Below are 20,650 nucleotides of genomic sequence, written 5' to 3' on the forward strand. Positions count from 1 at the left end.
GGGGCTATCTGAATGGCACCCTGTCGGGTGCTCTGCGGGAGGGTATCTTTATCGGACAGGTCGGACGCTGTGATAGATGGATGGGTGGTGACTGTGGCTGGTTACCGATCTTTTTAATTGGGAGGGGTGGGGGGTGGTTAGATGTTGGCGTAGATGCTGAGGGTCTCGAGTGGGACGTTGCCGAGCTCTGAAGCGACTTGGGAGTAGTTGCTCTCTGGGGTGGTGAGGATACGGTCGCAGTGCGAAAGGGCGAGTAGCTCGCCGAGGGATTGTATTACTCCTTTCAGTGTGTCGGGGTCGGCAACGCTGTGGGGTACATAGACGCGCTCTCTAAAGATGGTGGCGAGCCGCTCACGCTCATCTTTGGAGGTGGTGGCGATGTAGAAGTTGGTCTCTCTATCGGCCTCTATCATCTCTTGCATCCGCTTGATGAATAGTTCGATGGGGCATTCGTTGAACGTGGAGCGGGAGTTGGCTCTTCGATTGATATGCACTCCTACCACGCTATTTTTCCAGCTTGCCATAATGGAGAGTACCACGTTATTGACCTCCACGGTCGATTCTAGCACATCGTACATTCCGTAATAATTGCCGAAGCTCTGGTCTGTGGCAATCAGCAGGGACTTCTCTCCATCTTTGAGAAGAGCCTCTAGCTCGTCTCGGTCGCGTGAGATCATCCGTGCGAGATGACTGCCAAAGAGTACTCTATCGTACCTCAGTGATACGATGGGGTAGGAGAGGTATAGGTTATTGATCATGGGTGGCATATTTAGTAGCGTATCCCATGTTTCAGAGGCTCTCAAAGTGATCTCCTTCGTGGCTAGTCTGGGGACAAGGGTGAAAAGTCGGTCTGTGGATACCGGCATCTCTTCGTCGGTATGCCAAATGATCTCGAGAGGGCGGTGATACTTCTCTGCCAAGTAAATCATCGAAGCCACCGTCCGTACTCTACTTGCTACTCCTCCCATGGGCACTAGTGTGATGCCCTTTGCCTGTAGCTTGCTCTCCTCTTGCTTCTCTACTACCTCACTCATCGCTTACTCTCCTTTTTTCTTAGTCCAAAATTCCATGATTAGCTCCTTTACCTGTGCCTCGAGACCTCTAAACGTCTCTAGCCTACGCATGAGCCACCAGCCAAATATACCAATTACCAACGACCTCCACACACTATCTAGCAACGGATGCCCTGCGTGGGGGAGTAGATAATTGACCCACATCAATAGCCCAAAGAGGGCTACAATCCGCACCAGCTCTCTACTAAGCGGGGTGATTTGTAGCTTTCGCCAAAGCACCAATTGCTGAAAGGTGTAGCTCGCCCCAAAGGTAATCATTGTGGCCACGGCGGCTCCGACCATTCCCCAGAGCTCGATCAGGTAGAGATTGAGCAGGATGGTGACTACTACCACTATTATGGTGTAAGCGAGGGTCCAGAAGTAGTACTTGGAGTACCTCAGTATGCCATTGCCGAAGCTAAAGGCGAGGTCGATTAATTTCCCCAACCCCAAAAATAGCACCACTCCTTTGCCGAGTGCATAGGTTTCGCCATTGGGAATGAGCCAAAAGAGCAGGTCGATATTGACCCAAATCGCCAGTAGTAGCAATGCCCCTACCAATAGCTGATAGCACGATACTCGGCGATAGAGCTGATTGAGCCGAGCGGTATCGCCACTGTGGATCGCCTCTGAGGCAAAGGGCGACGACATGGCACTGAGCGAGCGTGAGGGCATCTCAATTACCGCCACCACATAAAAGGCGATGGTGTAGATACCAGCTGATGCCATCCCGAGTTCGGCAGAGACCATAAAGAGGTCGAGGCGCTGCACGATGCTGCTGCCCATAGCACTCAGGAGGGTGAAGAGGGTGTAGCGTCGGAAGTCTCTCCGCACGTCGGGAGCGATGGGTTCGATAGGTGCGCTGAGTGCCTGAGGCGATATCCGTAGGCTGTAGAAGAGGGTGACACACATCATTACTCCATAGGAGAGCACAAAGGCGATCACAAAGAGGTCGAAGTCGATCCAGCCGATTCCATAAGCGATGTATGCCACGAGTAGGAGGAGCCGGAGCAGTACTTCGCGGCTCACTTTGGGCAATACTATACGCTGCCTTAGGCTACAGTAAACCTCGAGTAGGGTTTGGTAAAGGATGAAGAGCACCAGTGGCAGGACCATATAATAGTACCGCCGGAAGAGGTCTTCTTCCCCTCCTTTAGGGGAGAAGTAGGCGACCAGGGGCTCTTTGAATAGGAGGTAGGCACCGCCAAATATCAATAATCCTAGGAGTGGAATGGTGAGTAGCAGACGAAAGAAACCCCTATCTCGTCCATCATCTGTACGAAAATAGGGGTAATAGCGAATGCTGGAGCTATTGGTTGCCAAAAGGGCATAGCCCGATACTAAAGTGGCAGCTTCGACCAACACCCTTGTGAGGCCAATCTCCTCGGGGGTTAGTAAGCGGGTGATGACAAAGAAGGTGCTTAGGAAGCCGATCCCCGCACCGATTAAATTGGTGAGGGTACCTTTGAAGCTCTGCCTAAATACCACGTTCATACCGCTTGCCTATGCTTAAGTCGCTCGTGAATTACTCTCGAGGGGTCATTGTGAGCCCTACCTCTACCACTCCTTTGACGATGGAGTCGGTGGAGAGTTGCCGGACGCTGTAGGTGTAAACCCCTTGTTCGGGGTACCGCATGCCTTCCTCTATCCGAAGGCTCTGTTCGTAGATCGCAAACCCTCCGCTCCTTAGCCGGAGGTGAGATAGGGGCACATTGACCACTCGTGTGGTGAAGTGCCGAGAGGGGGTCTCGAAGGCGATCCCTATCGGTAGCTGCTGGTATCGGATGTCGCGCTTCAGGCGTAGGACGAGGTCTACATCATACAATTGTGTACTATCGAGGTCGCTTGTGCTGAAGAATATTTCCCGATCTTGTGACCATGCCTCATCGGGAAGCTGCTCGAAATAGTGGTACCGAGGTTCGTTGGGCTTACAGCCAACGCTGACCACTATCCAAAGCACCATCCATGCCACTTGGGCTATAAGTTTGGCACTCGCCATACCACCACCTTTCATATCCCCTTTGGCAGCTCTGCGTACCTACTTAGTCCGATGGATTCCCGTCACGATTGTTGCGACCTCTTCGGTCCCGCCTATTTCGTGCGGTGCCCTCAGAGGCTTGAGCTTGAGAGGGGCGGTTGTTATTCCGCCTACGGCGACGTCTGTTGCCACCCTCCTTAGCGGGGCTAGCGCTCTGTGCGTTGGGGGCTGCCTGCTTCTCTCTATTTTTCTGCCTTCGGTTATTGCCCTTGCTCCGCCTCTGTCTGCGCTCTTTCCGCTCGTCGTCAAAGCGGTTCATGCTACTCTGCAGTAGGAGGTCGTTTTGTGTCTCCTCTCCGGTCGCCTTAGGTGCTAGCTCCTCATCGCCATGGAGGTTGTAGGGTAGCTTGCCTGCTTTGTTTTGTGCGATGATCTCATGAGCTCGCTCCTTGGAGATGGTGATGGGCTCAGAAACCTCCCGGCGGTCACGTGCCTTTGGTACGTAGGTGAGCTGACCTGCTAGGATGTCGGCTTTCATAAATCGATAGTCGCCGACGGAGGTGCGTAGCTCTATGGAACGGTGGGGGAGCTGCTGCTGTGCCTCGAGGTAGGTATCTGCTTCGAAATTGAGGCAACACTTGAGCTTGGCGCACTGGCCTGCTAGCTTTTGGGGATTGAGGGATAGATCTTGCAGACGAGCGGCATTGGTGCCTACCGATACAAAGCTAGTCATCCAGCCTGAGCAGCAGAGCTGTCGGCCACAAGGACCCAACCCTCCGATCCTTCCCGCCTCTTGGCGAGCTCCGATCTGCTTCATCTCCACACGGATATGAAAGACCTCTGCCAGCTTTCGGATCAATTGACGGAAGTCTACTCGCCCCTCGGCGATGTAGTAGAAGATGGCCTTTTGCCCATCTCCCTGATACTCTACATCGCCTATCTTCATCTCTAGACCAAGGGCGTCGGCGATCTGGCGACTGCGGATCATTGTCTCTTGTTCTAGGGCTTTGACCTCGTAATACCGCTCCATATCGGAGGGCTTGGCAATACGATAGATGCGGCGTGGCTCGCCATTGGGGTGGCGGTAGTTGACCTTCGCCATCTGCTTTTGTACCAACTTTCCGGTCAGCGTTACCTCTCCAATGTCGTGGCCGGGAAACGCCTCTACCGCAACCATATCCCCCTTGTGGAGGTCTAGTGCCAGACTATTGAGGAAGTATCCCTTGCGTGTATTCTTGAATTGTACCTCTACAAACTCCTCGCTATTGCACCCCTCTGGGAGATCGCGGAGGTAGTCGGAGACGCTGAGTTTCTTTTTGCGGTTGGTAGCAAACCCTTCGGCTCTAGCCGAGGAGTAGTGTGTGCCAATATTATTGATATCTTCTTGGATCATTACTTATTCGATATTACGTACAATATCTACAAAGTTACCTTTTTCCAGAGATACCTACAAGTTGGAGAAAAAGGCAATCATCACTTAGACCTTTCTAGAAGTCTATTTTGATGGTACTCCGAAGTTGACTCGATAAGTGATCATTGGGAAGAAGGTGAAATGGTATTGTGTAACGTACCTCTGCCTATCGACATCATACATCTTGGCAGCAACGTTTTTGCGATTGGTGATATTGACAAGATCGATTCCCCACTCTTGCGTAGCCTTTGGTCCGTAGAGACGAACCCCAAATCGAGTATCTATGCGTAGATATGCGGGGAGCTGGTGTGCCATCCACTGGTCTCTTTGGTAGATAATTTTATGCTGTGCAATAGACTTGGCTTCGTCCACTGGTGTGTACCGAAGTCCGCCTGCCAGAGCCACCTGTGGAGCAGCGAATAGCGTCCATTTCTTATTGAAGGGATGTTCAATGCCACCAGTGATATTAAGGATGTACTTCCCATCAAATGCCGTGCTGAACTCCTGCTGAAGTATGGGGTCGGTGTAGAGCGAACGGTATAGTGTTCCAGAGATGAGTAAGAAGTAATTGTGGCTAAAATACTTCTCAAGAGTCAGCTCCACACCATAGTTTCTTCCTTTGCCAATATTCTTAAGCCCAGGGATCCGCTCCATATTGTTTTCCCCGGCTCCATAATTAAGCAAGGAGGTGCCATAGGCACGGTCCTCCGTAGGTATCTCAAAGTGGCTTTGATAGTAGAGCTCAGACTTCAATCGCCAATCTTTATTCCATTGATAGTTATAGGATAGGTTGATGTGCCAGCTTTTAGAGAAGCCTAGGCTGTGGCTGAGGGGGTCAAGCTCTCCCGTGCTATCTTTCACGAAAAAGAATGTATGGGGTGGTAGCTGAGCGTACAGTCCTCCTGATAGACCGAGTGTGTGCTGTGAGCCTATCCGGTATTCAAGCGCTGCACGTGGCTCTATTGAGTAGCTGCCATTGAGGGGTAGGTACATATTATGTAACCCTATGGTACTTGATATTCTCTCTGAAAAGAGGTGCTGATACTGTGCATATGCTCTTAGAAGACCAAAGCCTTTTCGTAAATCATTGAGTGGAAAGGGATACTCGGAGGAGAGGTTGTAAGCATTGAGGAGATAATGGTCGAGTACTAGCCCGGCGTAGACTTGGTCACGCTGTGAACTGAAACGGTGGTGTACATCGGCTGTCAATGAAAGCTTATGCTCTCGGCTTCTATCTAGGTAGATCATTTTCCAATCACTCGTTTTGGGGAGCATTACCGTATCTACCTTCATATCAACCTTATTGTAGTTCCATGAGAGTGTCGCCTTGAGGTCGGTCTGAGGGCTGAGCTGCCCTTGGTAGGTTAGCCCAACCATTGCCAGTTGGCTTCTTAGCTTTATTAATTGGTCAAAGCTAGTCTCCTCCACCTCTACCGTCGACCCAGAGTTAAGATTACTCAATTGAATATCTATCCCGCTGGTCCCCATCAACGCGATGAGCGATAATTGATGCTCGTCATTTAGTTGCCAATGGAGTTTGGTGGTGAGGTCTTGATACTTGGGTACGGTGGCCATCTCTTTGCTAAATAGCTTCATAGCGTAGCTCATGAGTTCGGGTATGGAATACCTATAGGAGGCAATGTAAGTGAGCTGCTTCTTCTTATCAATAGGGCCTTCGCTCATAATTTCTAGACCATTGTATCCCATTTGAAAGCGCATCTGATGCTGGTGTGGGTTTCCTTTTCGAAGATTGAGATCAAAGATGGCTGCTAGGGCGTTCCCCTGCAATGCTTGCCAACCACCCATCATAAAATCTGAGTTGGTCACTAAGTTCATATTGAGTGCTGTTACCTGCCCTGCCGTCATGCCAATACCTGCATTGAAGTGGTTGGGATTAGGAATTTCAATACCATCCATACGGTATTGTACGCCAAGAGGCGAATTCCCTCGGACCACTATTTCATTTCGAGAGTCATTGATAGGCATCACACCAGCAAAGCTTCGTACCATACGTGCTGGATCTCCCAAGGTCCCCGCATAGCGGTCAGCCTCCTCTACGCTAAAGCTACGAGCGCCAGCATAGAGAAGCGGCTGAATGGGTCGGCTCTTATCGTGAATCCGAACGATCTCTACTCCGTCTAGTGTGTAGGAAGCAGGCTCTAGAGAGAGCTCTAGGTACTCCGATCGTCCTACGGTGAGGACGATCTCTATCTCTTTTGTTTCATAGCCAATACAACTGACTCGGAGATTGTGTCGCCCTACAGGGGCATTGATTGAAAACCTTCCATGGGCATCTGTTGTTATACCGATAGGAGGGTTCGTCCCCACCACGAATAGAGTGGCATCTGGAATGGCCTCTTTATTTGTAGTGCTGATAATCCTCCCAGTTAAGGGTACCATTTGTGCAGATGCAGAGGTGAATAGTGCTATAAGTAGCAGACCAAGTAGAGCAATTCTTCTAAACATACGCCTATTATTATTATTCGCTATTAACTTCTTGCAAATGTACTGTACTAGTATTTCAATACAGTTAATATTGACGATACAATTCTGTTAATATTATGAAGTATGAGAATGCAAATGGATTGCGGGGAATTATCAGTAACTTGCAAGCACAATCAAAAATTAAGGAGAGATGAATATAGAGAGACAGTTTACGGTCACTGGCATGATGTGTGCTGGGTGCGTGGCTACGGTGGAGGAAGCACTCCGCAAGGCAAGTGGGGTGCAGGAGGTATCGGTCAATCTGATGGAGGGGCGGACTCTCGTTACCTATGACGACCAAGTGACTTCGCCCGAGGAGCTACAACGGATTGTCCGAAGCATCGGGTATGATATGCTGATAGAGGCTGAGGCGAGCGAGCGGGAAGCGATCCGTGAGGAGGGAGAGAGCCGTGCGTTGAAGGCTTTGAGACGGCGGTTGATCGTTACGGTGCTGCTTGCTATCATCGCCATGGTGGTGGATATGTATGGGGCGCATTGGGGTATTTCCTCGGTGTGGGTGCTGAGGATCAATGCGGTGATTGCTACGGTAATACTCCTCTGGTCGGCAGGCGACTACCATCTGCGGGCATGGAAGCAACTACGGCACGCCTCCTTCACGATGGATACGCTGATCAGTATGAGTACGCTCACCGCCTATCTATTTAGCCTAGTACGCTACTTGGCACTTGGTGAGGTGGAGAGTGGCGACCTCTTTGGCAATAGTTACTTCGACGTGGTGGGGATGATCGTCTCCTTTGTGTTGCTTGGTCGCTATATAGAGGAGCGGGCGAAGCAACGCACTAATACCGCCCTCCGGCAGTTGATGGCACTGGCTCCCGACTCGGCGATGGTGGAGCGAGAAGGGGTTTGGTTGGAACTTCCCTTAAACGAACTGGTGGTGGGGGATAGGATCCGCTTGCGTCACGGAGATAGTGTGCCAGTGGATGGCAAGCTAGAGGCGGAGGGCTCCTTTGATGAAAGTAGCATCACTGGCGAACCCTTGCCTCGTACCAAAGTGGCGGGCGAAGAGGTCTATTCTGGGAGTATCTCCGTGGGTAAAGCAACCACCTTTATCGCCACAAAGGTAGGCGAAGAGACGCTACTGAGCCGTGTGGTAGAAGCGGTTCGCCATGCCCAAGCGACCAAAGCTCCTATCCAAAGGATTGCCGATAAGGTGGCGGGCTACTTTGTCCCTACCATCCTTTTCCTTGCCTTGGTAACGCTACTGGCGTGGGGATTGGGTGGAGGTGAAACCCCGTGGTTACACGGCATCTACTTCGCCATCAGTGTGTTGGTGATCGCCTGCCCTTGTGCCTTGGGATTGGCCACCCCCACAGCCATTACCGTAGCGATGGGCAAAGCCTCTTCCCTCGGTTTGCTAGTGAAGGATGCTACCGCCCTGGAGCAATTGGGCAAGGTAACCGACGTAGTTTACGATAAAACAGGGACGCTCACCAAAGGAACCCCCACCATTGTGGCAGCTCAGTGGCTAGCAAGAACGCCCGAGAATGAAGCGCTCCTTGTGCGTGCCGAGCAGATGAGTAGCCACCCCCTAGGCGCCGCCATCATTGCCGCCTACAGTGCAATGGGCAGCGATGCCACCCCCGAATCACTCACTGAGGTGCCTGGCAATGGGCTCTTCTTTTGCCATAATGGAGAGAATTACCGCATCGGAAGTCGTGCCTTTGTCTGGTCCGATAGCCCGATGGATTCGGTCGATATTGAGGCATTGGAGCGAGACTACCCTTTCGCCACGATGGTTTATTATGCCACCGATGATCAGCTACTGGCGGTGCTGGTGATTGAGGATGAGATACGGGAGGAGGTGCCTGAAGCGATGGCTCAGCTTGCCACCCGCCATGGGGTGACGGTGCATCTGCTCTCGGGCGACCAAACGGGTAGGGTGGAGGCTTTTGCCAAGATAGCAGGTATTGAAAAGGCCAAAGGGGAGCTTTCGCCACTCGATAAGAAGAGCTATATTGAGCAATTGCAATCGGAAGGAAAGGTGGTGGCGATGGTGGGAGATGGCATCAACGACTCCCCCGCTTTGGCAGCCGCCGACCTCAGCATCGCCATTGCCAGTGGTAGCGACATCGCTACTGAGGTGGCACAGCTCACCGTTGTCTCGGGTTCGCCCTTTGCCCTTGAGCAGGCGATCGCTCTCTCCAAACGGAGCAGTCGGATCATCCACCAAAACTTCTTCTGGGCCTTCTTCTACAACATGCTGGCGGTGCCAATAGCTGCCGGCTTGTTTTACCCCGCCCTCTTTGTTAGCCCGATGATTGCCGCTGCCGCGATGGCGTTCAGTTCCGTCACCGTGGTGCTCAATAGCCTCCGCCTCAGGCGTTAATCGGCGAGGTAGCCTTTAGGGAGGCGGTAGTTCCAGATGTGGTGTGGGTCTTGTGGAATATTGATCTGCTCCGCCTCGGGTGGTACTTCCGACCCAAACCCCGTGAGGACAAACCAATCCTGTGGCGGGAGCACAAGTAGGATAGAGCGGGGCGACTGAAGTAATGCATTCACTAAGCCACGAGGCGAGATATCCTCCTCAAAGTGGTAGCTCTCCGCCAACGCCTTCCGCTCCTTCTTGGAGAGCGTCTGCCACCAACCTCGTAGCGAAGGCATATCGTGCGTTGAGGTGGTGACCAGTGAAAGCTGTGGGATATCCTCAGGCTCCACAAACGTGCGACCGAGTAGCTTCGGCATCCGTAGTACCTCTAACGAAATGATTTCAAGCCCTCTCAGCACCTCATGGATACATTGGGGCAACACCCCAAGGTCCTCGGCACAAAGCAATAGGTCGCTCGCCGAAAGAATGCTCGTGAGCCGCTCCAAGGCGGTAGCGGTCCACAGGGCGTCATTCTCCTTATAATAATAGCTGTAAGAGAGCCCGAGTAGCCGTTGCTGCTCCTCCTCCGAAAGGGCGTCAAAGCCCTGGCAACTTGCCGGCTCTAGTGGCGGATGATACTGCCCTCTTTCATCCTTATTGAAGAAGGACTCCAAGCCACGCACCTGCTCCTCGGCATACCCCTTCGCCGGCACATACCAGCCAGTAGCGGCATCGCCACTCCCTACTGGGATGCTCCAAATGCGGAAGAAGCCGAGGATATGATCAATACGAAGGGCATCAAAGTGCCGTGACATGGTCTGTAACCTTTGTCGCCACCATTGATAGCCATCACGTGCCATCGCCTCCCAATGATAGGTCGGAAAGCCCCAATCCTGCCCTGTAGCCGAAAAGGCATCTGGCGGTGAGCCCGCCTCTTTATCGAGGCAAAAGAGTTGCGGTGCCACCCAAACGTCCACACTATCGCGCGACACCCCAATCGGAAGATCCCCCTTGATGATAATCCCTCGCTTATGTGCTTCATCTCGTAGAGCGCTCAATTGTCGGTAAAGATGGTATTGGATAAATTGATACTTCTCCACCGACCGCTCCAGCTGATGCCCACGAAAGCTTTTGCCCTTCTGCCACGCCGCCAACACCTCGCCATAGGGCGGATACTGCGATAGACCTCGCTCCGGATAAAGGTCGCGTATCGCACAAAAGAGTGCGTAGGGTAGGAGTTGCGACTGCTCCTCCTCAATAAACTTCAGGTACTCCCGACTTCGCTTCTGCAGAGCCCATCGGTCAAAGAGTAGCTCGATTACCTCCTCCTTAAATCGTGACACCGCTACATAGTCCACTGCATCACGAGCATCCAAAAGCCTTGCCCTATGCTCCCATAGAGGGCGCTCAGGTGCGGTTAAATAACCCGGTAGCTCCTGCAAGTCTATATAGATCGGGTGCAATCCATACGTAGTTATCGCACTATAGGGATATGAGTCCCGATCTGTATGGCTAAAAGTGGTATCGTAGATCGGTAGAAGCTGCAGCACAGATTGCCCTCTCTTCTGCATCCAATCCAGCAACTCAATCGCTGCCGAAAAGTCACCAATCCCTTGCGTTGCCTTTCCTCGTAGTGAAAAGAGGGGCACCGCTGTACCAGTCAAGGTGCGGGGCAATGGCTCCTCCGTTGAGATCCCTTCAAAAATAGGCTCTGGAAGCGTGCTAAGCATAAAATGGTCCGCCTTCGAAGGACGGTAATATCGATTATCCCCTTTCTCCCAAAGAACTTCCCCATCGGGTCGCCTCCAGACCAACTTGTACTCCGTCTCAATAGCCTTAGGGAACTGGAGTAGATAGCCGTGCCGACAAAGGGTAAGAGGCATCCCTCCCTCCACATTCCACCCCCCGATAGAAGGGTCGGCACCCACCAAAAGGAGGTCGCCATCATAAGCTCGATGGGTGGGAACCAAATAGGCTTCTCGCGACGTAGTGGAGAACGAAGGCATCCGATACTTCCTCAGATTGCACTCCCTTAAGAGATGTGCCAAAGGAGCTTCTGTATAGCGATGCCATGGAGTCGCCTCCATCCAATAATCGTGCACCGTCGCCTTGCCCTCGCCATTGATAGAAAGGCGAAGAGTATGGGGCGAACTTGGAGGTTCTACTCTCTGCAAAAGTCCCTCCCGCTCAATTCGGTAGTGGTAAATCAATTCTACTGACGTCGTCTCATCAAGGTCCAGCAGTAGTCGCCACGTAGCACGACCATTGTCGGGCGTGAGAGGCTTCTCGGTGGGCACCCCATTGATCGTCCCCACCCAGTAAATCTGCACCATCGGGTCAGCCGCATAGTAAGGCAGCACAAAGCTGATCTGTGGCATATATAATATGGTATGTAAAAAAGAGAACTTACTTCTCCTCTGTGGTCAATCGTAGTTTAGAGAAGTCGACGCCAAAGGAGATGTCCATCCGACGCCCCTCCACCACTAGAGGGTCATTGGCCTGAACCAACTTCAGCCTATCCCTAACCATAGAAAGAGGTACATGCGTCACCTTCCCTGCCCGCATGCTCACCATCACACCAAAGACGCCATCGGCAATCAATTGCGAAGCGTGTCCGCCCAACTTGGTACAAAGGTTGCGGTCAAACGAAGAGGGGGCTCCGCCTCTCTGCACATATCCCAGAACCGTCTCACGGCTATCAATATCAGCCTCCTCGCGTAGCTTACGAGATAGGTAATGGCCAGCCGACTCACGCTCCGCCTCAGGCTGCTCCTTTTGCTCATCAAAGACAACCCCCTCTGCCACCACAATGATGGCATAGTTCTTTCCCTCCTCATAGCGCTTGCGGATGGCCGCCTTCACCAACTCTAGGTCGCACCCTAGCTCAGGGAGCAAGATCACATCCGCCCCACTCGCCATCCCCGAGTGGAGAGCGATCCAACCTGCCTCGTGCCCCATCACCTCCACCACAATCACCCGATTGTGGCTCTGTGCGGTGCTATGAATGCGATCAATTAGCTCCGTAGCGATACTCACTGCTGTGTCAAAGCCAAAGGTGATATCGGTGCCATAGATATCGTTATCAATCGTCTTGGGCACTCCAATCACATTAAAACCGAGTTCCGAGACCACGGCAGCTGTCTTTTGTGTGCCATTGCCACCGATGCAGACAATAGCATCGAGCCCCAGCTCCTTCCATGCCTTCTTTAGCTCCTCTACCGCTTCATCTTGCTTTAGCAGCGCCTTACGAAAAGCCTTGTCTCTACTGGAGCCCAGAATCGTCCCTCCCATACTGAGCAGACTAGAGAGGTTCATCATGTTCAGCTCAATATAATTCTTCGTGGTGATGCCGGTAAACCCGCCCATAAATCCCAGTACCTCCATGCCGTGTGCATGAATGGCTGTTTTCGCCACCGCACGTATGGTGGCATTGATTCCAGGGGCGTCGCCACCCGAGGAGAGGATCCCGATTCTCTTTGGTTTCATGGTAGTTGTTATATCTATAGTTATTTCACTTCCTTCTCCTTACAAAGATAGATAAAATATACCTATGTCGCACTAGGCGAATACCCAAATCTGGGATTACCAACGATAGTCCAACCCTACTTCTACTCAGAGCACCCCCTCGCTGGTTACCAGTGAGGGGAAGGTTGGGGGTGGTGTAGGAGGGCAAAAACTGAGATGCAACTAAGCAATCGGTGAGTTGCAACTAAGCGATTGGCGAGATGCAACAAAGCAAATGCTTAGTTGCATCTCAGTTTTTTGCTTTTATATAGTGTTGTTTATCAGTGGGTTACAAGGCGCCTAAAATTGCCTTGAATTTACCCGCGTTGAATGATACGTAAACCCTATAAAAGACACCTAGTATGGAGGGTGGATGCGTCAGCGTTATGAAAAACGATTCTATTGAAGTGGAATGTGGTAGGAATTTAGTAGATTTGTGGTGTAAATGTTTAGATGTTTAATATCAATCACATTCATAAGTTATGAAAAAGTGGATACTTGCCCTTGCCGTTGTGGCGCTTGCCTCATTTGGTGCTTCTGCACAGACCGTTAGCCTTAGCTACGATGACGGCAACAATGGCTTTAGGTTACTTACCGAGAAGCCTCACGAGGTGAAGCTCAATCTTATCACCTCTACTGTGATGCTTCACCCAGAGGTGGCTTACGACTACACTATCAATACCGACTTATCGGTGGGCGGTAGGGTCTCTTTCAATATTAAAAACGACAACGATCAGGCAGATGAAACCTTGGGCAACTTCCAGATCTCTCCTTACGTGCGTTGGCATTTCTATAAGAATACCAGTGGTAATGCCCTCAGAGGCTTTTATGTAGAGGGTAATATGGCATACACCAATTACACCTACGTCTCTAATCGTACCCTTAATGTGAATGATCCTGAGCATATAATGACCACTGAGAAGTCGAAAGCCAATCAGTTTGGTCTCGGTGTGGGTGCTGGTTACCGCTGGATCACCAAGGGTGCGTGGAGCTTTGAGTTGGGTTCTGTTGTTGGCAGAAACCTTCTCAATAATGACGCCCCAAATGTCTATTGGAATACGATTTTCTCCATCGGTAAGCGATTCTAACGAGCGATGCTTGGCGTAGTTACTTGGACGGTTGATCCGATCATCTTCCAATCGGGGGGCTTGCGACTTGGCTGGTATGGCGTGCTCTTTGCTGTAGGACTGATCGTCTTTGGTGGGACCATTCTCTCCAAGATGTGGAAGCACGAAAACCTCACCGAGAAGTCTTTCAATCAGTTGGTCTTTTATGTGCTGATTGCGACCATTGTTGGGGCGAGGCTAGGGCATTGCCTCTTTTACGAACCTAGCTACTATCTGGCCAATCCCGTTGAGATCCTCAAGACGTGGGAGGGGGGACTGGCGAGCCATGGCGGTGTGATTGGCATCATGATCGCCATCTGGATCTACTCCAAGAAGGTGAGCCACCAGAGTATGCTCTGGACCTTTGACCGCCTCTGCGTGCCAGTGGGCTTAGTGGCGGCGATGATTCGCCTCGGCAACCTGATGAATCACGAGATCTATGGCCATGCTACCGACCTGCCATGGGGTTTCCGCTTTATTGAGAATATCCATCAGTGGCAAGCAGGAGCAGAGCCTATCTTCTCCGCCCCTTCGCACCCTACCCAGCTCTATGAAGCAGCGATCTACCTACTGGTCTTTGCGGTCTGCATGTGGCTCTACTGGAAGCGTGATGCCCAGAAGCGGGAGGGGCTGATCTTTGGCGTAGCGATGGTGATGATCTTTGTGGGGCGCTTCCTTGTGGAGTTTGTGAAGAACGATCAAGTGGGCTTTGAGGAGAGTATGACCCTCAATATGGGCCAGTGGCTCAGCATTCCCTTTGTGATTATTGGGATAGCTTCGATTGTCTATAGCCTCAAGCAGCCGATTAAGGAGTACCGCCGAGGTGGCAACAGCATATACCAAAAGTAGTTATTTACCTGCCTAGTGTAGGCAAAGTTATTTTATCTATATGAAGTATCAACTCAAAATCAATGATTCGACCTATTACTTTGGTCAAAACGATAGAACACAGACACTCTTTGAGCATCTCTACCCCCTTCCTCACGGTATGGCGTACAATAACTATCTCATCAAAGACGAGAAGAATGTACTGCTAGATACCGTAGATGTAAAGTTTTCGGAGCGTTTCTTTTCGCAACTAGATAGTGCCTTGGATGGGGAGCCACTGCATTACCTGATTGTACAGCATATGGAGCCCGACCACTCTGGTTCGATCGGTCTTCTGCTTCGTCGGCACCCCGAGGTGACTCTAGTGGGCAATAAGAAGACCAAGACCATGCTCGAGGGGTATGGCGTATGCACCGATAAGTTTATGGAGGTGGATGAAAAGACTCCGCTCAATATCGGTAGCCGTGAGCTACAGTTTGTCTTCGCTCCTATGGTGCACTGGCCAGAGGTAATGTTTACCTACGATGCCAAGGAAAAGACCCTCTTCTCGGCCGATGCCTTTGGTGCTTTTGGGGCGATTGATGGAGGCTTTTGGGATGAGCAGCATGACCTTGCTACCTATATGCCCGAGGCACACAGATACTATACCAATATTGTAGGTAAGTACGGTAGCTTTGTGCAGCGGACGCTGGATAAGGCACTGAAGCTGGATATCGAGGTGATTGCCCCTATCCACGGGGTAGTATGGCGGAAGCATATCCCTGAGGTCCTGGAGCTCTACCGCCAGATGGCTACTTACGAGGCAGAGCCGGGGGTAGTGGTGATCTACGGCTCAATGTATGGCAATACGGAAGAGCTGGCTGAGGAGATCGGTCGTTCGCTAGGGGCACACGGGGTGAATCGTGTGGTGCTGCATCACATGGGCTACTCTAGTGCATCGCAGGTGATCTCCGATGTATTCCGCTACAAGGGTGTCATCATCGGTTCACCTACCTATAATAATGGAGTGTGGCCCAATGTGCAAGATGTGCTTTACCAATTGGCAGAGCGCAATATCCCCGACCGCCTCTATTCAGTCTTTGGTTCGGGTACATGGAACCCCAATACCATCAAGCCACTAGAGGAGTGGGCTGAGGCTCGCAAGTGGACTAAGGTGGCAGACCCTATCAAGCTCTCCCAAGCTCCCTCAGCCGAGGATAAAGCAACCGCATGGGAGCTAGGTCGGGTGATGGCCGAAGCAGTACTGAAATAATATTTTGATACAGAAGCGATGGAGAAGGGAGCGTGCCCTAGAAGGGGGTGCCGCTGCACTCCATCGCTATTTTTTACTATACAATAAAGAAAGGTTATGAGAGTAATTATCCAAGAGAACAAAGAATTGCTGGCTAAGTGGGCTGCACGCCACGTGGCTGAGCGTATCAATAATGCCCATCCTACTGCCGATAAGCCCTTTGTGCTAGGACTCCCTACCGGCTCTACTCCACTCGGTATGTATCACGAGCTGATTGAGATGAACAAGGCTGGCAAGGTGAGCTTCGAGCATGTGGTGACCTTCAATATGGATGAGTATATCGGTATTCCTAAGGAGCACGAGCAGAGCTACTACACCTTTATGTGGAGCAACTTCTTTAGCCATATCAATATCAAGAAGGAGAACACCAATATCCTCAACGGCAATGCCTCTGATTTGCAGGCTGAGTGCGAGCGGTATGAGGAGAAGATCAAGTCTTACGGTGGCATCGACCTCTTTATCGGAGGCATCGGCGAGGATGGGCATATTGCTTTCAATGAGCCTGGCTCTTCACTTTCGTCACGCACCCGCATCAAGACCCTCACTTCGGATACCATCGAGGTCAACTCTCGTTTCTTCGATAATGATATCAACCTAGTGCCTAAGACCGCTCTTACCGTGGGCGTCGGCACCATTATGGATGCCAAGGAGGTGATGATCCTTGCCAACGGACAGAAGAAGGCAACGGCACTCAAGCAAGGGATTGAGGGTGGCATCAGCCAGATGTGGACCATCTCGGCTCTACAGCTACACCCTCACGGTATCATTGTTTGCGACGAAGCAGCTTGTGGCGAACTACGTGTGGCTACCTACCGCTACTTTAAGGATATTGAGAAGGACAATCTAGCGCTATAAGTATATGATGACGAAAAAGGGACTCCTATTCGCCACCTTACTACTCCTTTCTACCTGCCTACTCTCTGCTCAAGAGGGGGGCATCAAGGTCTATCCCTCTCGCCACGGAGTGGAGGCGGGAGCGCAGCACAAGACGCTCCTAGCCATTGAGCTAGAGCGGCCACTGAAGCGTAGCGATCAGCTACAGCTCCGTTTCGCCATTCCTACTGAGAGCCAACGACTGATTGAGAGCCTGGAGGTTCTGAGCTCCGATTCTCTTGCGGTGCGTGACTTGGATGATTACAAGGGACGAGTGAAGTATGCCACTCACCCACTCAATAGTTGGTGCGAAGCAACGCTAACAGGAAAGGCATACGAAGGGGCCAAGGTACTCTACCTCTCCGCCAACCTCGCTACTCCTGATAGCTATTCTCCTCACCACATCTTACGCTGTAGGCTGAAGGAGCTGTCGCTCAATGGACAGACTGTGGAGGCAAAGCAGGTGGGCGATGAGACGTTCCGCCGTTTCTTCAGATCGTACAAGCCACTATTTGTGCCTGGTGATGGAGGAAGTCGCAACTACCGTATCCCTGTGATTCACAAGACTCAGAGTGGCGTGCTCCTTGCTTTTGCCGACCGACGGAAGTTCAATCAGACCGATATCCCCGAGGACATAGACATTATTCAGCGTCGCAGCTTTGATAATGGTAAGACTTGGAGTGAGCCTGAGATCCTAATCCGTGGCACTGGCTACGGCAAAGGGTATGGCGATGTGGCGGTTGTGCAGGCGAAGAGTGGTAAGCTGGTGATGCTCTTTATTGGTGGGCAAGGGCTTTGGCACGGTCGTCCCGATACCCCGATGCCTACCTATATGATGACCAGTGACGACGATGGTGCCACCTGGAGCCCCGCACGCGACATCACTCACTTTATCTACGGCTCGGAATGTACCGACCCGCAGAGGAGCCAATTCTGGAGTGCCTTCTGTGCTTCGGGTCAAGGGGCCGTGACGGAGAGTGGTCGTATCATGTTTGTCACGGCTATTCGCCCCGATGCCAATTACCGGTTGGATAACTACCTCGTCTACTCCGACGATGAGGGGGAGACGTGGCAGGTCTCGGAAAGAGCCTATGCTGGTGGCGATGAATCAAAGGTGATCGTGATGCCCGATGGAGCGGTGCTGATGAGCATCCGTAACCCCCACAAGGGCGACCGTATCTTTAGGGTCAGTTACGATGAGGGAAAGACGTGGCAACCTACTCAGGACTATGCCGGTCTGCACGACCCCGCCTGTAACGGTGCCGCACTTCTGATGGAGCAAAATGGACTGAAGATGCTACTCCACTCGCTTCCGTATGGACCTAATAAGCGGTGGAACGGCGCCCTCTACGGCTATGACCCCTATCGCCAGCAGTGGAGCGATGCAGTGGTGATCAATCCTGGTATGAGTGCCTATAGCGATATGGTGGACCTCGGTGATGGCTTGATTGGCTACTTTGTAGAGGAAGACGACGAGATGTCAATGGTCTTCATCACCTTTACTCTTGAGGATCTCCAAGCGATGCAAAGAGAGCACTGAAAGAGGTAATTCGCTTCTTTGTATTTCTTGTGTGCTTTGTCTCTTAATACGAATGATGTAAGATTTATGTTGGGAAGAGTTTTTAGAAGAGCTTGGTTAGTTGGGCTCTGCCTAATTTCATTGACTGTGAAGGGAAATGCTCAGGAGAGTGGGCGCCACTTCAATCTGGAGGTACACACCCGAGGCGGGTATCGAGTAGAGGGTGTGGAGCCATTTAAGGAGACGACGGGCGGTCGCTTCGCTTTTGACCACTTGATGGTGGGTGTAGAAGGGCGGTTCACCCCGAAACTCTCCTATCGGTATGTGCAGCGTTTCAATAAAGATGCTACGATCTATCGGCTCGAAAACCTAAGCAATGCGATCGATTACGCCTTCTTGAAGTATCAGGCGAGTGACCGAGTGGCGGTGACGGTGGGTCGGCATGCTAAGCTGGTGGGGGGATTTGAGTTTCAGGAGTACCCCATCGATGTCTACGACTTTAGCTGGTATGGCAATCAAATCACCTGCTACCTCACGGGAGTGAGTAGCTCTTTTCAGCTCTCACCAACTCAGGAACTGGCACTGCAAATCACCAATAGCCGCACTCGGGAGCAGAGGGAGGCCTTTGGACACGATGATATTGTGGCACTACGCTTTCCCCTTATGGGAGCTATGGCGTGGAATAGTAGCTACTTCGACCGCCAACTTCAGCTAAGGTATGCGGCCGCTTTTGCCCCCTTGGCAAAGGGAAAGAAGATGTTTACCATCGGGACGGGACAAAAACTGGACTTTGGTCGCTTTAATATCTATCTCGACCTCCTCTACTACCACTCCGACCTCGATTACCTAGGCGTGCTGAGAGGGCATGGCATTCCAGCCAAGGCGATAGAGCGGTGCGACAACCTCAGCACCGTACTAGAGGCTCGCTACAGCTTCTCTCCTCAGTGGCAGCTGCAACTCAAAGGGATCTACGACACGGCTCGCGCCAAGATCTACGACCAATCGGAGCGAAGTCAGCTCAATAGACAGCTCTACCAAGCAGCACTGCAGTACTATCCGATGGAGGGACAGCACTGCTACTTCTTTCTAAGTGGTACCTACCAAACCTTTGGTCACAGCGGGGCATTGACCGTAGGTACTCCCGACCAATTCAGGTGTGCTCTGGGGCTAGTGGCCCGTCTTTCGCTCTTTAGCAAAGCGTGGTAAGCCACTTCGCAATAGTTGGGGCAAAGTAACGATGCTCCAGCACCTGCACCTTCTGCTGAATCTCCTCTGCCGTATCGGCGGGGGAGATTTCTGTTGTGGCTTGGAAGAGGGTAGTGCCACGGTCGTACTCTTCATCGATCACATGGATGGTAATCCCCGAGGTGGTCTCGCCTGCTGCTTTTACCGCCCTATGTACATTCATCCCATGCATCCCTTTGCCCCCATACTTGGGAAGTAGAGCGGGATGGATATTGACGATCCTATCGGGGTAGGCTCTGAGGAGAAAAGACGGAATCAGTCGCAAGTAGCCAGCTAGCACAATAGCATCCACATGATACCCCTCTAGCAAGGGCAAAAGGGTGCTACTAGAGCCCAGCTCCTCACGGGTCAGATAATGAGAGGGGATGCCAAAGGTCTTGGCTCTCTCCTGTACATACGCCTCTTTTTGGTCGGTGATCACGCAGGCAATCTGTAGCTCTAGCTCGGGGTGAGCTTGGAAATATTCGGCTATTTTCTGCATGTTGCTACCACTCCCTGAGGCAAATATTGCAATAGTTTTCATATGAAATAACGTTAAAAATGCACATTGATATACCCCTTGTGCAGAATATGTGTATATTTGCGGAGTAATTGATGAGTTATCATTGTCAAAGATAACTACATTTGCGGAGAATATATACAACTAGAGATATTGACAACAACTAAATTACAAAAGATTTGCCATGACAAGACAAGAAATTGCAGACAAGGTAATAGAGATCATCGTAGATAAGCTTAACGTAGACGCGAGCGAGGTAACTGAGGCAGCTAGCTTCACCAATGATCTTGGTGCCGACTCTCTCGATACTGTAGAGCTTATTATGGAGTTTGAGAAGGTTTTTGACATCAACATCGAGGATGAGGTGTCTCAAAACATCCAGACCGTTGGCGACGCTATTAGCCACATACAAGCTGCTATCGAACAAAAGTAATAGGAAGTTGCAGAATGGCGACCTGCGGTGTTGCTTTCGGAATTCGGGCTTGGTCAAGTACGCTAGTACGCTCCCTTCGCCCTCACCCTCAGCGCCTT

The 20,650-nt window shown here is 51.4% G+C and carries 17 protein-coding genes; 9 read left to right on the plus strand and 8 right to left on the minus strand.

Annotated elements, in window-relative coordinates; genetic code table 11:
- The coding region (locus tag HMPREF3027_RS09715) for a hypothetical protein (RefSeq protein WP_210400698.1) at window positions 1-191 on the plus strand (191 nt) is incomplete at its 5' end.
- On the opposite strand, the gene HMPREF3027_RS08805 is transcribed toward HMPREF3027_RS09715, so the two are convergent.
- The 5 genes from HMPREF3027_RS08805 to HMPREF3027_RS08825 all read right to left on the minus strand — a co-directional run bounded on the left by HMPREF3027_RS08805 (window position 138) and on the right by HMPREF3027_RS08825 (window position 6,907).
- Entirely contained in the window at window positions 138-1,034 is an 897-nt protein-coding gene (locus HMPREF3027_RS08805; protein WP_021902953.1) for an O-fucosyltransferase family protein, read from the minus strand. The two genes, HMPREF3027_RS09715 and HMPREF3027_RS08805, sit on opposite strands and share 54 nt — an antisense overlap.
- Before the next feature lie 3 nt (window positions 1,035-1,037).
- Entirely contained in the window at window positions 1,038-2,546 is a 1,509-nt protein-coding gene (locus tag HMPREF3027_RS08810; RefSeq protein ID WP_070708223.1) for a lipopolysaccharide biosynthesis protein, read from the minus strand.
- Window positions 2,547-2,577: 31 nt separating this feature from the next.
- Window positions 2,578-3,066 carry a gliding motility lipoprotein GldH family protein gene (locus HMPREF3027_RS08815; protein WP_070708225.1) on the minus strand — a complete coding sequence of 163 codons (489 nt, stop codon included), beginning with the start codon at window positions 3,064-3,066 and terminating at the stop codon, window positions 2,578-2,580.
- Between the two features lie 28 nt (window positions 3,067-3,094).
- Window positions 3,095-4,423 (minus strand): PSP1 domain-containing protein, encoded by a 1,329-nt coding sequence (locus HMPREF3027_RS08820; protein ID WP_070708227.1) that lies wholly within the window; start codon window positions 4,421-4,423, stop codon window positions 3,095-3,097.
- Window positions 4,424-4,525: 102 nt separating this feature from the next.
- Window positions 4,526-6,907: a TonB-dependent receptor gene (locus HMPREF3027_RS08825; protein WP_070708229.1), complete on the minus strand. Its 2,382-nt coding sequence runs from the start codon at window positions 6,905-6,907 to the stop codon at window positions 4,526-4,528.
- Window positions 6,908-7,076: 169 nt separating this feature from the next.
- On the opposite strand from HMPREF3027_RS08825, the gene HMPREF3027_RS08830 reads away from it, so the two are divergent.
- Complete coding sequence (locus HMPREF3027_RS08830; RefSeq protein WP_070708231.1) at window positions 7,077-9,275, plus strand: heavy metal translocating P-type ATPase; 2,199 nt, start codon at window positions 7,077-7,079, stop codon at window positions 9,273-9,275.
- Here HMPREF3027_RS08830 and HMPREF3027_RS08835 read toward each other — a convergent pair.
- Both HMPREF3027_RS08835 and HMPREF3027_RS08840 read right to left on the minus strand, forming a co-directional pair.
- Window positions 9,272-11,632: a 4-alpha-glucanotransferase gene (locus HMPREF3027_RS08835; RefSeq protein WP_070708233.1), complete on the minus strand. Its 2,361-nt coding sequence runs from the start codon at window positions 11,630-11,632 to the stop codon at window positions 9,272-9,274. The genes HMPREF3027_RS08830 and HMPREF3027_RS08835 overlap by 4 nt on opposite strands.
- 28 nt (window positions 11,633-11,660) lie before the next feature.
- Window positions 11,661-12,740, minus strand: a complete 1,080-nt coding sequence (locus tag HMPREF3027_RS08840) for a 6-phosphofructokinase (protein WP_070708237.1) — start codon at window positions 12,738-12,740, stop codon at window positions 11,661-11,663.
- A 500-nt stretch (window positions 12,741-13,240) separates the two neighbouring features.
- Here HMPREF3027_RS08840 and HMPREF3027_RS08845 point away from each other — a divergent pair, with 500 nt between their 5' ends.
- The 6 genes from HMPREF3027_RS08845 (at window position 13,241) to HMPREF3027_RS08870 (ending at window position 19,581) form a co-directional block, all read left to right on the plus strand.
- Window positions 13,241-13,846, plus strand: a complete 606-nt coding sequence (locus tag HMPREF3027_RS08845) for an autotransporter outer membrane beta-barrel domain-containing protein (protein WP_070708239.1) — start codon at window positions 13,241-13,243, stop codon at window positions 13,844-13,846.
- A gap of 6 nt (window positions 13,847-13,852) precedes the next feature.
- Entirely contained in the window at window positions 13,853-14,713 is an 861-nt protein-coding gene (gene lgt / locus HMPREF3027_RS08850; protein WP_070708241.1) for a prolipoprotein diacylglyceryl transferase, read from the plus strand.
- Between the two features lie 40 nt (window positions 14,714-14,753).
- On the plus strand, window positions 14,754-15,944 hold the full coding sequence (locus tag HMPREF3027_RS08855) for an FprA family A-type flavoprotein (RefSeq protein ID WP_070708244.1): 1,191 nt from the start codon (window positions 14,754-14,756) through the stop codon (window positions 15,942-15,944).
- Window positions 15,945-16,040: 96 nt separating this feature from the next.
- Window positions 16,041-16,838, plus strand: coding sequence for a glucosamine-6-phosphate deaminase (gene nagB, locus HMPREF3027_RS08860; protein WP_021902965.1), 798 nt, complete (start codon window positions 16,041-16,043; stop codon window positions 16,836-16,838).
- Between the two features lie 4 nt (window positions 16,839-16,842).
- Complete coding sequence (locus HMPREF3027_RS08865; protein ID WP_371440879.1) at window positions 16,843-18,396, plus strand: sialidase family protein; 1,554 nt, start codon at window positions 16,843-16,845, stop codon at window positions 18,394-18,396.
- A 66-nt stretch (window positions 18,397-18,462) separates the two neighbouring features.
- Entirely contained in the window at window positions 18,463-19,581 is a 1,119-nt protein-coding gene (locus tag HMPREF3027_RS08870; RefSeq protein ID WP_083317576.1) for a porin, read from the plus strand.
- Here HMPREF3027_RS08870 and purN read toward each other — a convergent pair.
- Window positions 19,565-20,143 (minus strand): phosphoribosylglycinamide formyltransferase, encoded by a 579-nt coding sequence (gene purN / locus HMPREF3027_RS08875; RefSeq protein ID WP_070708250.1) that lies wholly within the window; start codon window positions 20,141-20,143, stop codon window positions 19,565-19,567. The genes HMPREF3027_RS08870 and purN overlap by 17 nt on opposite strands.
- 160 nt (window positions 20,144-20,303) lie before the next feature.
- Here purN and HMPREF3027_RS08880 point away from each other — a divergent pair, with 160 nt between their 5' ends.
- Window positions 20,304-20,552, plus strand: coding sequence for an acyl carrier protein (locus HMPREF3027_RS08880; protein WP_018027641.1), 249 nt, complete (start codon window positions 20,304-20,306; stop codon window positions 20,550-20,552).
- Window positions 20,553-20,650 lie beyond the last annotated feature (98 nt).

The sequence above is a fragment of the Porphyromonas sp. HMSC077F02 genome (assembly GCF_001815465.1).
Classification (GTDB): Bacteria; Bacteroidota; Bacteroidia; order Bacteroidales; family Porphyromonadaceae; genus Porphyromonas_A; species Porphyromonas_A somerae.

Excerpts from the sequence above, each read along its gene's own strand:
- HMPREF3027_RS08805 (WP_021902953.1), bottom strand. The coding sequence starts at position 1,034 with ATGAGTGAGGTAGTAGAGAAGCAAGAGGAGAGCAAGCTACAGGCAAAG.
- HMPREF3027_RS08810 (WP_070708223.1), bottom strand. The coding sequence starts at position 2,546 with ATGAACGTGGTATTTAGGCAGAGCTTCAAAGGTACCCTCACCAATTTA.
- HMPREF3027_RS08815 (WP_070708225.1), bottom strand. The coding sequence starts at position 3,066 with ATGAAAGGTGGTGGTATGGCGAGTGCCAAACTTATAGCCCAAGTGGCA.
- HMPREF3027_RS08820 (WP_070708227.1), bottom strand. The coding sequence starts at position 4,423 with ATGATCCAAGAAGATATCAATAATATTGGCACACACTACTCCTCGGCT.
- HMPREF3027_RS08825 (WP_070708229.1), bottom strand. The coding sequence starts at position 6,907 with ATGTTTAGAAGAATTGCTCTACTTGGTCTGCTACTTATAGCACTATTC.
- HMPREF3027_RS08830 (WP_070708231.1), top strand. The coding sequence starts at position 7,077 with ATGAATATAGAGAGACAGTTTACGGTCACTGGCATGATGTGTGCTGGG.
- HMPREF3027_RS08835 (WP_070708233.1), bottom strand. The coding sequence starts at position 11,632 with ATGCCACAGATCAGCTTTGTGCTGCCTTACTATGCGGCTGACCCGATG.
- HMPREF3027_RS08840 (WP_070708237.1), bottom strand. The coding sequence starts at position 12,740 with ATGAAACCAAAGAGAATCGGGATCCTCTCCTCGGGTGGCGACGCCCCT.
- HMPREF3027_RS08845 (WP_070708239.1), top strand. The coding sequence starts at position 13,241 with ATGAAAAAGTGGATACTTGCCCTTGCCGTTGTGGCGCTTGCCTCATTT.
- lgt (WP_070708241.1), top strand. The coding sequence starts at position 13,853 with ATGCTTGGCGTAGTTACTTGGACGGTTGATCCGATCATCTTCCAATCG.
- HMPREF3027_RS08855 (WP_070708244.1), top strand. The coding sequence starts at position 14,754 with ATGAAGTATCAACTCAAAATCAATGATTCGACCTATTACTTTGGTCAA.
- nagB (WP_021902965.1), top strand. The coding sequence starts at position 16,041 with ATGAGAGTAATTATCCAAGAGAACAAAGAATTGCTGGCTAAGTGGGCT.
- HMPREF3027_RS08865 (WP_371440879.1), top strand. The coding sequence starts at position 16,843 with ATGATGACGAAAAAGGGACTCCTATTCGCCACCTTACTACTCCTTTCT.
- HMPREF3027_RS08870 (WP_083317576.1), top strand. The coding sequence starts at position 18,463 with ATGTTGGGAAGAGTTTTTAGAAGAGCTTGGTTAGTTGGGCTCTGCCTA.
- purN (WP_070708250.1), bottom strand. The coding sequence starts at position 20,143 with ATGAAAACTATTGCAATATTTGCCTCAGGGAGTGGTAGCAACATGCAG.
- HMPREF3027_RS08880 (WP_018027641.1), top strand. The coding sequence starts at position 20,304 with ATGACAAGACAAGAAATTGCAGACAAGGTAATAGAGATCATCGTAGAT.